Annotated in this window: 10 protein-coding genes and 1 pseudogene; 1 reads left to right on the top strand and 10 read right to left on the bottom strand. The window is 44.2% G+C overall.

Annotated features, from left to right (window positions below):
- Positions 1 to 36: 36 nt before the first annotated feature.
- From NXX38_RS09745 to NXX38_RS09720, 6 genes and pseudogenes are all read right to left on the bottom strand, one after another.
- Positions 37 to 558 (bottom strand): ParB/RepB/Spo0J family partition protein, encoded by a 522-nt coding sequence (locus NXX38_RS09745; protein ID WP_032534166.1) that lies wholly within the window; start codon positions 556 to 558, stop codon positions 37 to 39.
- Positions 559 to 563: 5 nt separating this feature from the next.
- Positions 564 to 1,844: a DUF3440 domain-containing protein gene (locus NXX38_RS09740; RefSeq protein ID WP_032534164.1), complete on the bottom strand. Its 1,281-nt coding sequence runs from the start codon at positions 1,842 to 1,844 to the stop codon at positions 564 to 566.
- On the bottom strand, positions 1,841 to 2,245 hold the full coding sequence (locus NXX38_RS09735) for a hypothetical protein (protein ID WP_005805232.1): 405 nt from the start codon (positions 2,243 to 2,245) through the stop codon (positions 1,841 to 1,843). Before NXX38_RS09735 ends, NXX38_RS09740 begins: the two co-directional genes overlap by 4 nt.
- A gap of 412 nt (positions 2,246 to 2,657) precedes the next feature.
- A pseudogene (locus NXX38_RS09730) lies at positions 2,658 to 4,261 on the bottom strand (RagB/SusD family nutrient uptake outer membrane protein).
- A gap of 19 nt (positions 4,262 to 4,280) precedes the next feature.
- A complete protein-coding gene (locus NXX38_RS09725; protein ID WP_032534162.1) occupies positions 4,281 to 7,277 on the bottom strand; it encodes a TonB-dependent receptor in 2,997 nt (998 codons plus the stop codon).
- An 87-nt stretch (positions 7,278 to 7,364) separates the two neighbouring features.
- On the bottom strand, positions 7,365 to 7,829 hold the full coding sequence (locus NXX38_RS09720; RefSeq protein ID WP_032534161.1) for a beta-barrel fold lipoprotein: 465 nt from the start codon (positions 7,827 to 7,829) through the stop codon (positions 7,365 to 7,367).
- A gap of 388 nt (positions 7,830 to 8,217) precedes the next feature.
- Between NXX38_RS09720 and NXX38_RS09715 the strand changes: the two genes are divergently transcribed.
- Positions 8,218 to 8,916 carry an IS3 family transposase gene (locus NXX38_RS09715; protein ID WP_157454349.1) on the top strand — a complete coding sequence of 233 codons (699 nt, stop codon included), beginning with the start codon at positions 8,218 to 8,220 and terminating at the stop codon, positions 8,914 to 8,916.
- 379 nt (positions 8,917 to 9,295) lie between these two features.
- Here the strand turns inward: NXX38_RS09715 and NXX38_RS09710 are convergent, their stop codons facing one another.
- From NXX38_RS09710 to NXX38_RS09700, 4 genes are all read right to left on the bottom strand, one after another.
- Positions 9,296 to 12,187 carry a SusC/RagA family TonB-linked outer membrane protein gene (locus NXX38_RS09710; protein WP_258979384.1) on the bottom strand — a complete coding sequence of 964 codons (2,892 nt, stop codon included), beginning with the start codon at positions 12,185 to 12,187 and terminating at the stop codon, positions 9,296 to 9,298.
- Positions 12,188 to 12,197: 10 nt separating this feature from the next.
- Positions 12,198 to 12,341, bottom strand: a complete 144-nt coding sequence (locus NXX38_RS26895; protein ID WP_409013804.1) for a DUF4974 domain-containing protein — start codon at positions 12,339 to 12,341, stop codon at positions 12,198 to 12,200.
- Positions 12,307 to 13,305, bottom strand: a complete 999-nt coding sequence (locus NXX38_RS09705; protein WP_258979382.1) for a FecR family protein — start codon at positions 13,303 to 13,305, stop codon at positions 12,307 to 12,309. The genes NXX38_RS26895 and NXX38_RS09705 overlap by 35 nt, the downstream gene beginning before the upstream one ends.
- A gap of 248 nt (positions 13,306 to 13,553) precedes the next feature.
- Positions 13,554 to 14,123 carry an RNA polymerase sigma-70 factor gene (locus NXX38_RS09700; RefSeq protein ID WP_148363943.1) on the bottom strand — a complete coding sequence of 190 codons (570 nt, stop codon included), beginning with the start codon at positions 14,121 to 14,123 and terminating at the stop codon, positions 13,554 to 13,556.
- Positions 14,124 to 14,865 lie beyond the last annotated feature (742 nt).

Here is a 14,865-nt window from a genome sequence, read left to right as displayed (position 1 = left end):
CCATGTATATTTGTTACGGATACCAGACAGACCGTTTTATTCCTCCAACCAGTCGTCTGAGAGCCCGAAACTCCTGTCACGAAACAATTCAGCCAGACCTGAGATTTGTTTGAAACGGAGTAACTCGTTCTTGTCCATGCCTATGTTGCGCATGATCCAGCTGTCGGACATACCCGATTTTGACAGTTCCGCCACAATACCTGTCATAAGTTCCAGCGAGTGCATTCCCCTGCCCCTGTTATGACGGATAGTCGAGGCCATCCTGTTCGAGATGTCTTTGTTTATGACTGTTACAGGCAGCAATCCGTTCTCGCGCTTGTAAATCCTGACGGATGTTTTCATAACCAGATAGCGGTGGTAACCGTCAACCAGCTCGTAGATATCCTCTTCTTCCCGGTAATAACACACGAGGGGCATCGTGTAGCCGTCTTCCCAGATGGACAGTTCCAACAGTTTCATCTCCGGGGGAGCAACGACATTCGGGTTATAGCTGTTGGCCACGATTTTCTCGACTGGCACGGCCTTGACGTTATACGCCGGACTTTTAAAACTTGACATGACAATCACAATTTATATCTTTTCAAAACTCTCTCTTTCATCTCCCTCTCCCGTTTGGTCTGCGTGAAACCCATATACTTGCAGGTATGATCGTTTTTCAGGATGCAGACGCACATTCGTTTGTAAGTGGGTATTTCACGAAATTCAGGGATATCTATCTCGTCTATATACTCCATGCGGACGGGCCTCTTGTCAGTCCGGTATGCCGTGCATTCTTCCACCGTGAACGGTACACCGGCCGCACGCAGCTTCCCGATCGTTTCCTCTCCCAGGCAGCCTCCTTTTTCTCTCCAGAATTTCTGGCTCACCCTCAGTTTCTCCAGGTAGTTCTCCCTTGTCGCCCGAGGAAGCGTGTCAAGGAGGAAGTACATGTACTCTTTCCACGTGAACCCGTCCGGACAACTGATGGAGCGCCAGCCCATTGCAACCGTGTTCCCGTACATTCCGGCGAAACTGACGCCGTTGACCCGGCTGACCATGCGTCCCCAGGTATCCGGATCAATAACTTTATAAAGATGTAGGGTCGAAACGGCCTGTGAGATAAACGGGCTGGCCACCCTCTGGCGGGACAAGGGAATCCCGGCCTGGTAATACAAGTCATACAAACGGTTATAATCCCAACCATACCGGGCATACCCCGTCCACACGTCCGTTGTCTTCCAGTCGTATATCGGGTAGGCGTTATAAGTGTAATATCCTACACGGTGAGTCCACTTGTAGTTGGCCAGCTTACGGTAATTCTTGTCGGAATGAATCGCCCGCCACCGGTTGAAGCTCTCCTGCGTGCGGATCCCCACGAGGCAGCAAACACGCTTGCATCCCTTCTTACGACGTATCCAGGAAGGGAAAAGAGACTGGAAGTCGTAATCCCACAGGCTGTCGTTCCAGAAATCAAAATCTTTCACGGTAAGAGCGGTGCCCGGCATCTGGCGAACCCAGATATTCTGGTACCCCTCTTGCCAGGGACGCCAGTACTGCTGGTACATGGAAGTACATGTGGGTACCTTGAAGGGGACACAACAGTGGAACACTTCAAGGATATCCCGGTTGTTGGAAAACATCCTTTCCACGTACTCCGTGCTCTGGCGGTACTGCACCTCGTAATCCATGTGGAACACACCCAGTTTTCTACCGGGAGCATGCATGCGGATATAATCCATGCACAAATGGAGAAGGATGCCGCTATCCTTGCCACCGGAAAAAGAGACATACACGTAATCAAAATAGTCAAAGATGATCTTCAATCTCCGGTTGGCGGCCTCGTGGACATCCATCCGGCGCATCATGCCCCACCTCCTTCATGATAACGCATCTTGACATACTTCTTCCACTCGACACAGGGGATAAAATTCTTCATTGAAAAGTCTTCCACGTGGCGTTCGTGTACAACGGCCACAAGGGAACCATCAGAAGAAAAATCATGGATAATACGGTCCAATAACATCTCTATTACAGAGGAGTTATCCCCGCTAATATAGTAGTTATCTATGCAATTGTTTGTCAAGGTCATTTTCACGGGCATGAATCCCAACACCCTTTGCTCATCCATGGCAATGTACCAGACATGGTTACGCGTCGTTTTGAAAGGGTAATTATTATTTTGCCGCAATACGGCCGGGTTCATTACCAAAGGGGCGACAAGGTCAAAAAGCCGACCGTCCAATCCTTGTAACTTCAGAATGTTCATGATTCCAATCCGTTATTACTAAAAATCGAATGTGTACCTATTATGCGTTTGTCCATGATTTCCGACATTATCATGCCGCAAGCACGTTACAAATGACTATCCGCAAACATGGATATCAATGGGGACGGGAATGATACCTCCTGAGTTTCCAAAAGGGAGAAAAACATAAGAATGAACAATAATGCCACGGGAACGATCTCCACACCCCATTCCCCTATCAGCTCAAAAGTCACGTGCAGGTCACATACCCTTCTTTCCGAAAACATATGACCGGAAAGGCAGGAGCAGAGAACACGGAAAAAACAATTCAAAATTTAGTACATGATATTAAAAAATTATACATTGAAAATCAGAGGAGCTACCCGCCAATCAACTGGTGATTGGCGGGTGCCCTCTGGCTTAAAATAAAAAATCACCTTACCAGATTCGGGTTTTTCTGGGAATCCATATCAGGATATGGAAGATACATCAGATTGTCACTCCATGTCCTGTTCGTATATTCTACAGACTCCTTTACCAGGATCCCGTCGGCGACTTCAACAGCCGTGTTCTCCGCTCTTTCCTTAAAGGTGTCTTTCAGTCTGTTCATACGGAACTGGTCCGCACGGCGTGTGACAAGGGCCACCCAGTAGCCTGCCACCTCCCAACCATGCTCCTTATAAGCCGCTTCGGCAAGGTCATCTGCAGAAAGTCCGGTGAGCGGTTCCAGTCCGGCACGCTCGCGGACATCATTCAGACACTTGAATGCCAACTCGTCCGTCTGCCCCGTCCTGGCCTTGGCTTCCGCATACCACAACAAAACCTCCGAATAACGAATGATTCTATGCCGATGGTCATTACACATGTTCTGACTGGCCGGTTTTGTATAATCATACGGGGCACTGGTATTCACTTTTGACGCAGGATCCCAGTTGACGGAGAATATACTGAACATGGGGTGATGTTCCGGAACGACAGGGGTACCGTCCTCCTTCAACTCCCACCAGTCAACCAACGTTCCGTCTTTCAGACGAATCTTGGGATCATAAGTCGCATCTTTTCTCGGACCGTCAGGAAACTCCTTCCAGAAACGAATTTCACCCCAGGCGTCTCCCCAGCCGCCCAGCGATTCAAACTGGTTACATGAAGTAAGCTCCGAATCCTGTGCCCAATCCACGAACGGTGAATAATTTATGCCGAGCACCGTCTCATTATTATAGTTATTGCTCATAGCATACACATCTTTGTAATCCTTATCGAGCTTATACTCGTATTCACCTCTGTTCACACCCTCAATGACCTCCTTCGCCTTTTCAGCAGCCTTTGCGTAATATTCCGTTTTGTTCATCGGCCAGCCGGCCATAGCCATATACACTGCTGCCAAAGTAGATTTGGCTGCCTGCCGGGTTACATACACATTCACTCCGTTCAGAAAGCGGGGGCTGCCACTGTAACCCGTAGGCAATACGGCCTCAGCTTCGGTCAGGTCCTGCACAATATGACCATACACTTCTTCCACGGGGGATAGAGGTTTGGTATAATCATCGTTGACATTGTCCAGATTCATCGGCAGCGGTCCCCAAAGTCGCACCAGGGTAAAATAAGCGTATGCCCTCCAGAATTTAGCCTGCCCGAGGGCGATATTTATCTCATCTTGAGTGGTAGGTGTTTTAGAGGCCCCCTGTATGATCAAATTGGCAGCCTTTACAATGGCATAATGCATGTTCCACGCATCTTTGACACCCTTGTTGTTGTTTGCTGCGGCAAACTTGTCCATTTCTGCGGCAGGCTGTTTGTTGCTCCCCGGATTGGTCGTTATATCATCCCCCTGCCACTGGGGCAGCTGCATGTTCGTATATACCTGTGAAAGATTGACTTTCTGGTAAAGGGCATATATGCTCATGTTCAATTCATCCTGGGTAGAGAAGAAGTTTTCCGGAGTGAGTTTTCCCCCGGATCTTCCGTTAAGAAATCACTGCACGACATCAGTGAAAATGACAGGGCAACCATAGTGCCTGCTATTATTTTTATTTTCATAAGTTCTTCTATTTTAGATTTAAAAATTCATCCGGAGACCGAATGTGAATGTTCTTGGGGAAGGATAGGCTCCCATGTCAATACCCGCGTCAACGTCAACGCTGCTGTTCGAGAAGGTAGTACCGGCCGGATCCATCCCCTTGTACCCGGTTATTGTAAAAAGGTTCTGACAGCTGAAAGTAAGCCGCAAATCAGCGAATCCCGTTGTCTTTTTGGGGAAAGTGTATGAAAGACTGATATTCTCCAGACGAAGGAAGTCCGCGTTCTCCAGCCATTTGGTTGAAACCGGCTGCAGATTATTTCCACCTTCGGTCAGGCTCGGGTATGTTGCCGAAGAGCCAATCTTGTCGAATCCCTTCAGATAGGCGTCTGCCAGAGTTACAAAGCGGGAATTCCCTTCGGCCGAAGCCATCGTATATCTTACAAGATTCAAACGCTTGGCTCCGAAAGATCCGTTGAAGAACAGGTTCAGATCCCAGTTTTTATAAGACAGGGAGTTGTTCCATCCCAGGGTGAAATCGGGATTGGCCTTGCCGATGACCTTGCGGTCGCCACCGTCTATCATCTGATTGCCATCTACATCCGTGTAGGTGTCATGTCCCTTTTCATCCAAGCCGGTCCATTCATATCCCCAAAAAGTACCGATGGCCTCACCCGGCTTGATAATGGTGGCATAATCAACCATACCGGCAGCCGGACTGGAGCCGTTGATGAAATCATTCTCACCACCGGAAAGGCGTTCCACGCGGTTCTTCAAATAAGTACCGTTCAAGGTGGAGGTCCATTGGAACCGGTCATTCTGCATAATCCGGGCGGTCACGCTCAAATCAATACCACGATTACTGATTTCGCCGTCATTCACCCAAAAAGAGTTACCGCCGACATATCCGGGGATACTTCTTTTAAGCAACGCATCTGTAGTGCGTTTATAGAAATAGTCCACACTGAAATTCAGCCGCCTGTCAAACAGGGAGAACTCCAAGCCCAGGTCGAACTGTTTGGTCTTCTCCCACGTAAGCTCAGGAGTCGCTATGTCATTTGCCCAATAACCGGTAAAATTACTGTTGGTTCCAAAATTGTATGCAGTAGCACTCATAAGGCCCATGGTCGCGTAAGGACTGATAGCCTGGCTACCCACAATACCATAACTGGCGCGAAGTTTAATGTCCTGAACCGAGGAAACATCCTTCATGAAATCCTCATTGCTCAACGTCCAAGCTGCGGCAATAGAAGGAAAGTACCCCCATTTCTTTTTGGCAAAGCGAGAAGAACCGTCGGCACGAAATGTTCCGGTAAGCATATAACGATCCTTATAATTGTACATGACACGGGCCACTCCCGACATCAACGCCCATTGCTCGTAACCATTGTTTGCATCACGAGAGGAAGCCATACCCACATTCCACCAGCCCACACCCTCGGTCAGCAGGTTGTTACCGGTTATACCCATTGTCCTGGTTTCGGAGGAGGTCACCTCATATACGGCCGTGGCTGTCAGATGATGGTCGTTCCAAGAACCCGTATATGTCAGGTTGTTGGAACTCTGCAGCATCAGGCGGTAAGTGTCATTGTTGCCCATACCACTCTTGGTCCCCACTCGTTTGGAGCTGAAACTATAACTTTTCCCGTCATAATAGTCCACGCCATTGGTTGTGGTGAATGTCAGCCCCTTCATTATATCAAGGCGCAAATCAACACGTCCGTTGAAAACATTGGTCATTGTCTCTCCCGACTGCAACTTTAGGATACCGACCGGGTTGGAAGCTATGGAATTATAAGTATCGGTGTTATAGTTCCCGTTTTCGGCCATCATCGTCATGGTAGGCGAATAGTTCAAAGCAATCCAGATCGGATTATCCTTACCGGAGGCAAAAGATCCCCCGCGACGCACACCGTGGGAAGCATTGATGTCAGCCGTGATATGCAGCCAGTCGGTAAGCTGTGAGGAAAGATTCGCCTTCGCCTGATAACGCTCGTTCTTCGATTCAATGACCACACCTTCCTGGCTCATGTAGTTGGCGGAAATGTAATATTGGGTCTTCTCGCTACCATTGGAAAGAGCCAACTTGTAATTCTGGGTGATCCCCGTACGGAAAATCTCATCCTGCCAGTCGATGCCCGCCGTTCCGTTCTGATAGGATTGCATCTCTTCGTTTGAGAAATCAATACCTTTGACCTCCTTGAGCGCCAGAGCGTAATCGTATGCTCCAAGGATATCGTATCTCTTATATACATTGGAAACTCCCACTGATGCGTCGAACATAATTTCACGCACACCGGCTTTACCACTCTTGGTAGTGATCAGAACGACCCCGTTCGAACCCCTGGAACCGTATATGGCAGTGGACGATGCATCTTTGAGAACCTGCATCGAACGGATGTCCTCGGGATTGATACCGTCCAAACCGCTTTCGCGGACGATTCCGTCAACCACATACAAAGGGTCGTTGCTTTTGCTGATGGAGTTAGCACCGCGGATGCGGATTTTCACGCTTCCCCCGGGGACGCCGCTGTTCTCAACATGAACGCCACTGACACGCCCCTGAAGAGCGTCTGCAACCTGGGTTATAGGCTGGTCCTTGAAATTTTTGTTGTCCAGCACGGCTACGGAACCGGCCATATCCGCTTTTCTTACAGCACCATAGCCAATAACAACCACCTCGTCAAGGACTTCGGCATCTTCCTTCAAAACGATGTTTAACGGTTCACCTGTCCAGGCTATTTCCTGGCTCTGATAGCCGACATAAGAAACAACAATTATATCCCCTTTTTTTACGTTCCTAAGGGAAAAATCACCGTCAAGTCCCGTAATGCTGCCGTTTGTCGTCCCTTTGACAAGTACGGATGCGCCGATAATGCTTTCGCCATTGGCATCTTTGACAACTCCTTGACAGATATCACTCTGTTCGATAATTTGTCCCCTCAGGGAAGGGTAGTCAGGGAACGCATAAACCTGCATCCCACACAATAGCGAGAGCGACAGAATTGCTCCCGCTGTTTTTTGAAGTGTATTCATAAATTATTTAGTTAGGAAAAAAAGTTCGATAAGAAACATGTTCAGGCGTTATGCTCTTTTCAATACAAGTTCTGTATTCTACCCGGATCATATCTCCTTGGTTGAAACGCTGAAAGTTTCAATAAGGGTATTACCATCTGTTATATATTCTTTTTCCAAACGGTTAACCTCCTTGTCGTCAATGTAGCCTATTACTGTTATATGAAGCCGTTTACCCGCCTCCGAGATACTGGAAACCGAACCGGCACAGGTCATGAAAAACGCATTCCCATTTGTACGACAAGACATAGCTGCCGTCCTTATTTGGGCAGAATAGGAATCACCAATGTATTCTCCCTTGTCATTGTACAACTTGGCGGGACCACCCTTGTCAGCACCACCGATACTTACACTCACTTCAAATGAATCTGTGTCACCGGACTGTTGGATTACAATTTTATGAATTCCTGTCTGAAAATCAGATGCGTTTTCCGTTCGTTCATTGTCACATCCTACAAATATAAATCCGGCCAAGAGCAATACAACACTCCATAATGTGAATTTACTTTTCATATTTATATTTACAACAATAATTGATAAAAATAATATATCTATAAATCTTGCCAAAAAGAATATTAATCATCTAAGGCAAACAAATTATCTAATTAACAACAATATATTTATTGAATATAATACGCAGCCCATTATTCATTGTGCAAAGAAAAAACAAGATAAAATATTATTGATTATCATTTTAGCCCTATAATTTATCAATATGGCCTAATAGTTTGGAATATATAAACAAAATATTATACAATAAGATAAATACATCAAATAAAAATACCTTAGATTTATATTACAAAGGAGATGATTATGGCAAATTTCTATGTTTCATGTAATGTGTCAAAGTATAATAAGAGAAATAGAGAGGAGCTGTAAGGTTATTTTAGGACAAGTCAGGGTGAGAAGTAAGAGAAAAACGACTTTTTCCAATCATTGGATGCGTAAATACCCCAATTTGATAAGGGATTATATACCAAAGGCTCCCAATCAATTATGGGTAAGCGACATTACTTATATTGAGATGGCAGGGTGTTTTGCTTATCTAGCACTTGTAACAGATGCCTATTCTCATAAGATCGTTGGTTGGGAGCTTGCTCCATCACTTCGTGCTTGCAATGCTCTTGCTGCCTTGAAAATGGCTTTAAATAGTTTACCGGAAGGATATTCCGGGCTTATTCATCATTCAGACAGAGGAAGCCAATATTGCAGCGCCAGTTATGTTAATTTGCTAACGCAGCATAAGGTACAAATTAGCATGACGGAAAGTGGCGATCCACTTGAAAATGCAATAGCAGAAAGAATAAATGGCATTCTGAAAACAGAATGGATATACGATGTTAAGCTAAAATCATGGCAGGAAACTATTAACTTCATTAGTCGAATTATTGATTTATATAATAATCAAAGACCGCATCAGAGTATCAGTTATATGGTTCCTGCCTTGGTTCATCAAACAAATATTAAAACGGAACGCAAATGGAAGAATTATTATCGAAAGAGGAATGTACTTAATGAAGAAGTCTCTATCTTTGAGCCGAAGTGTAAAGGCACAGCAGGACTAAAACATTCAATTCCTGATAATGTCAAGCTCATATAGGACAAAGTAATATAATCTGTAAAGTTTTTCTAGGACAAGATAATTCATTGGTGCAAGGTGCAGCTATATACAGATATAGCTGCACCTTGCACCAATGAATTACATCCTAAAAATCAATGATTTACATTTTTAGTAACAAGAATAGGTGCAAATCCTTTTTTGCACTTATTCTGTTACTTACACTTTTCTTGTTTTTCCGTTTACACAGAAAACTAAAAATCTCCTGTTTTTTTCTTTTTCGGTCAAAATTAGTATATTTGTATCAGTTCTAAAAGTGAAGCAAAGCAATGCACTGAAATTAGCACCGCTACCAAATCGCTACCAATTACCAGGCTTATCGCTCTTTACGCTTTATCAATCAGCCGATTAAAAGAAAATCTTAGTTTTTTTCTAAAAAGATTTCTTTACCCGAGCTGGGATCAATGCCCAATGATCGCACGGCATAGATACCGTTTTGCGGGCGTCCTTCATAGAAAAGACTGCTTACATCTACATTTTGTTTCAAGTATTCTTCATTTTGAGCTTTGATAGCTTCGGATACCTTGACAATGCGGTTCTTGTTGTATACCAATTGGGCGCGTCCTGACCATGAAAAGTGATGCGCAGGATTACGGAGTATGATACCGTTCAATCCTATTTCGAACCCGTTATTTTTCACCTCCCCCACATTGGCGGCATACGAAGAAAAGCCCATTGAAAGAGGAATATTCATAGAAGACAGCAGATTGTTGGTCTGTTTCACATAGTAATCGAAGGTTCCTGAAAATCTTCCGTTCCACAGACCGACCTCAAGACCGACATTGTATTGAGCCGTCTTTTGCCATGTCAGGTCAGGATTTCCTAAACCAACGAGGTAAGCTCCCGTCCAGTTCAGGTATTTGTTGTTGGTTACATACTTGTAGGAGGTCTCCGTCGCCAGACTTGAGAAATTCATGGAACCGGTTTCTCCATAGGAGGCTTTTAAACGCAGTTGGGTGAGCACATCGTTTTCTTTCAGAAATGACTCATGATGCAGGTTCCATCCGATACCGGTACTCCAGAAAGGAGCGTACTTCTTGTCGGTCCCATAATTGGAACTTCCGTCCATACGCAGAGATAAATCGAGGAAATAACGGTTGTCATAAGTGTAGTTCACATTGGCTGTCAGACCAATGCGGCGATTGGTGCTTTTAGAACCTGAAGGAGTCGCGTCTTTCTTATATTGCAATGCATTGTTTATGTAATTCATATTCTCATTGCTGAAACCTTCCGCTTCAAATCCATACGAGTGTGACTTATATTCGGTAATGGAATAGTCCAGACCTGTATATAACTGATGTTTGTCGGCAATAATTTTGGTATAAGACAGGGTGAGGGCACCATCGTAATTCTGGTTCTCTCCTGTACCGTAGCGGTAAAGTCCCCGGCGAAAATATCCACTGGCGCTCTTGTATTCATCGGTATTGAATTTGGAATGTTCTGCCGGCAAAAAATAATCACTGGAGTGTGTCTGACCGCTGATTCCTAATTGTCCACGTAATTTCAGACCGTCAAAGATATTCCATTCAATAGAGAAATTATTACTTATATCCTGATATTTACTTTTATCAAATGAGTTGAGAGTCGCGTCATAAAGCGGATTCTGCGTCCTTGAGTTCGGATTGGCATAGAAGTCGTCGAAATAACGCACAATATTACCATTCTCATCATAGGGAGCATTGTAAGGTTGTTGATTGGCATAATTGCTGAATGAACCGTAATTACTTTCCCTACTGTTAGTTATCCCTATGTTGGTCTGATTTTTGAAAATTAGATTCTTAATGGAATACATTAAGGTAATGCTTCCATTGAAAACTTTACGTGAAGAACCTTTCATAGCTCCTTGCGTGTCGTTATAGTCAGCGGAAGTGCTCCAGCGAAATTCTTCATTGCCGCCTTCCATTCGCAGATTATAACGCTGCCCGACTCCTGTACGTAGCGGTTTGCTCAACCAGTCAGTGTCTACACCGGAAAGGACTTTTCGTAAACGTCCGTTGTAGATTTCCTGTCGCTCTATCGTTGTCGTAGGATAACCTTCCAATACATAAAGTCCCGTCAGGCGTTCCAGCTCTAGTTTGTCTGCGGCATGCAGCAGATCGTATGAAGTAAGATCGGGCATTTCGAGGTTGAGTCCTATCGTACCTGTCACTTTCAGCCGACCGGAAACCGGGCGTTTTGAAACAATTACAATGACTCCGTTGGCTCCGCGTGAGCCATACAAGGCTGTAGCCGATGCGTCTTTCAGGATATTGATGGATTCAATATCATTGTCATTATAGTCCATCAGTTTGGTGAGTGAAATCTCAAAACCATCCATGATGATCAGCGGAGTATTGACTTCTCCCTTTACACCTTCGTTAAATTCCTTTACGCTCATAGGCAGGGAGGAGGTACCGCGGATATTGATATTGGGCAGGTTGTTAGGGTTACTACCCGAAATATTATCGACAGCCAGATTGATGGAAGCGTCTACATTGCGTAATGTTTGCAGCATATTCTGTCCCTTGTACATTTTCAGTTGTTCAGAAGTGATGGTAGAGACAGCTCCTGTAAAACTCTCTTTCGGTTTTTGGAAAATACCGGTTACGACAACGGCTTCCAATTCGGTTTTATTATCAGCTTTGAGCGATACATCCAGTTTATTCCCTCCTTTATAGATGATTTCCTGAGCTTCCATTCCGATATAGCTGAATTGCAATACGGCATTGGGTTCCGCTTCTATTTCGTACACTCCATTGATATCCGCTACACTGCCGATGTTAGTCCCTTTTATGCGGACACTCGCTCCGACTAGAGGCTCTCCTTGCTGGTCATAGATTCGCCCTGTCACTTTTTGTTTCTGCAGCTTTGCCCCCGACGGAACAGGGGTTTTCTGACTTTGCGTTTCCAGACCGACAGTCACCATGTTCCCGTTTCTTTTGAAAGTGAATCCTTTCTTTCCGAAGACCAAGTTCAGCAGTTTCTCTATCGGTTCGTTCTTTACCGAAATGCTGATAGGTTCCATAGCAGCCATCTGCTTCGTGTTGTACACAAAATCCAATCCGGTCTGTTGATGCACAGCATCAAAAAATTGTTTGACTGTCGCTCTTTTCAAATTTAGAGTCACCGTCCTTTCCTTATCCCATGACCAATCCGTCTCATGCACGTCTGTTTTCACCTCCCGTGCACATACGCTTGTCGGTTGACATAATAAAAGTCCTGAAACTAATGTAGCTATCCACATTAGCTTCTTCTTTCTCGCTGTTTTTTTCATTGTGTATTCTTTAATATTTATTCATAACGGTTATTTGGTGCTCGTCTATGTGGAATTTGACGCTAGACGTTGCTTCAATCGCGTTCAAAAGAATGTTGACGTTCTCGTAGCGTCCCACGCTACCGGTGAAATGTATTTTTAGAGAGAGCCTCATCTTCGAATTGTACGTTCATGTCATACCAAAGTGAAAGGTTTTCCATGATTTCTCCCAATGATTGATCGTCAAAGACAAAACGGGAGCGATGCCATGCCACGTAAGCCTCAAAGCTTTCGGGAGCAGTAATTGAAATTGTAGAGTGAACTCGATCCCAAACAGCCACATCGCCGGCATTGAGCATTCTTACATCTTCATCGGGAGAAATCATTCCGATGGAACCTTCTTCCAAAACAATCATCGTATTTTGGGGAGAACGCGCGTTGATGCTGAATTTTGTTCCATATTGCCGTACGGTCACTCCATTCACTTTCACCATGAAAGGACGTTTCGGATCTTTGGCTACCTCAAAATAGGCCTCTCCGGTAAGCTCTACGGTTCGATTGTCCGCTTCAAAACAGACCGGATAAGAAAGGGTGGATTGTGAATTCAGGTGTATCCGGGTCCCGTCTTCCAGAATGACACGATATTCGCCTCCGCGCGGTGTTTCCAAAAGGTTGTTCTGGTGTATGTCTTGTCGGGAAGAAGTTTGGTGGTAATCCAGAATGCCTTGTTTCTCAGCAACCATATCCAGCCGGTTCAAGCGTATCCATTCAAATTCCTTAGAGTTTCCCAACTCAATCTTGGTAGTTGGGTCGAGATAAAGAATCGCCTTTGAGGTGCCCGGTTCTATTTGTATCTCTTTGTCCGAGCGCAGTCCGAGATATAGGCTGAATGCCACTAGCACAGGGATCGTCCAGCAAGCCGCTTGCACAAGCACGTGTTTCCAACCGGATTGCCGGACGCTGAAATTCCGATGGGAGCGCTTATATTCTTGATATCGTTCGCTATAGTTTCTCTTTTTAAGTTTTTCCAAATAAAGAGCATTGTTCGGAGATTCTTTCATCCACAAGTCCAATAACTGTCGTTCTTTTGTGCTAAGTATTCCTAAGATATACTTAACTAAAAGTTCTTTTTTTCTCATGTTGACTATCGTTTTATTATTAAAACGACAAACTTCCTTAAATTGGGTACAAGAATTTAAAAAAAAATGAAGAATGGTGATGTTTTTTAGGTTTATCCGGCAATCATCTGATAGTCATTGAGTAATACAGAGACTTTCCATCAGTAAAGACATGGAATCAGGGTTCCAGTGCAATCCGCTATTGTTCAGATAACTAGAAGAAAACTGAAAGACCTGAAAGACAACGATGTATAGCTGTCAGTTGCTTCTTAAATGGAGCAGAGTAATTTAAAAAAGATAAAAGTAAATGAAATATTGGGAGAAGACTGGCTTTGAAAATGTTCTCTTAGAAATTTCATGGCGCGTTTCTTTTGTGTCCGTACGGTATCAATCGAAAGGGAGAGTTTATCAGCAATCTCTGTGCTGCTTAATCCGTCCAGATGCAATAAAAAGATTTCCCGACAACGTTTGGGCAGGCAGTCGATTGTCTTAAAAAGGAGCTCCATTACTTCTTTGTCGAACTGTTCATCAATCACATCTTCTTGGGATGTTTTTTCCATATACGCTTCTGCATAGCGGGTCTCTACATCCAAATGCTTCAAATAGTCGAGAGAAAGATTTTTGACTGAAGCAAACAGATAAGAACGCAAAGCCACCTCCGAGAAAAAGTCATGGTCTTTTTCCCATAGTCTTATGAATGCTTCTTGTACTAAATCTTGCGCAATATCCTCCCGCATAACATAACTCTTGGCGAATGCCAATAAAGAGTCATGATATTCGTTGTATATATCTTTTATATTTTTATGCAGGATATCGGCGTTGATGTGAGAAGTATCCATTTTATTATGACTTAGACCGCAAATTAACATATATTTCAACACATATCCAAATGAATGCTGCATATTCTTCTTTTGTAATCTTCCGTTCGGTATGTTGGGGAGAATTTGTGGCAGGCATTGTCCTATTGGCTATTTCGTTTCCCGGGGGAAGGTAATATCCTGCAGGTGAGTAAAAAAGTTGCTGGAAGCTAAAAAATTCGCCGGTATAATCATGAAACAGGTGAATCTTATTACGTAGAGGATGTGGAGACATGGATGATAACTTCAACAATCACAAATAATACTATTATACTTCCTAAAACCGGATATTATGATAGCAATGAAGAAACTGAGTCAGATAGAAGTAGCACCATAAGTATCTTTCACTTAACAAGTAGGTATTGTTCGGCTAGAGTAACGGTATCTTTACCTTCCCACGGCCGTGGGAAGATCTCGTCATGGCCGTGACGAACTAAAGATACCAACACTTTAGCGGAACTATACCGGCAGGTGAATGGAAGTATACCTGCTTCTTATCATAACAATACACGGTAGACAGCACATCCATACCCACTTTCCAATGTATCAGTCCCAGCATCATTAGTTCCGAACGTCATTAGTTGCAAATTAAAAAAAAACTGAATTAAGAAAGTCTATTCTTTATCATGATAAATCCTAAATAGTTTGTTTTACAAGCACCTTATCCGTACCTTTGAAACCTATAACAAACACTTACAGGTCTATAAAATTCAAGATAAAAAGA

It is taken from the genome of Bacteroides sp. BFG-637, from assembly GCF_024793605.1.
GTDB classification, from domain to species: Bacteria; Bacteroidota; Bacteroidia; order Bacteroidales; family Bacteroidaceae; genus Bacteroides; species Bacteroides vicugnae.
This window is presented reverse-complemented; position numbering and strand designations above follow the sequence as displayed.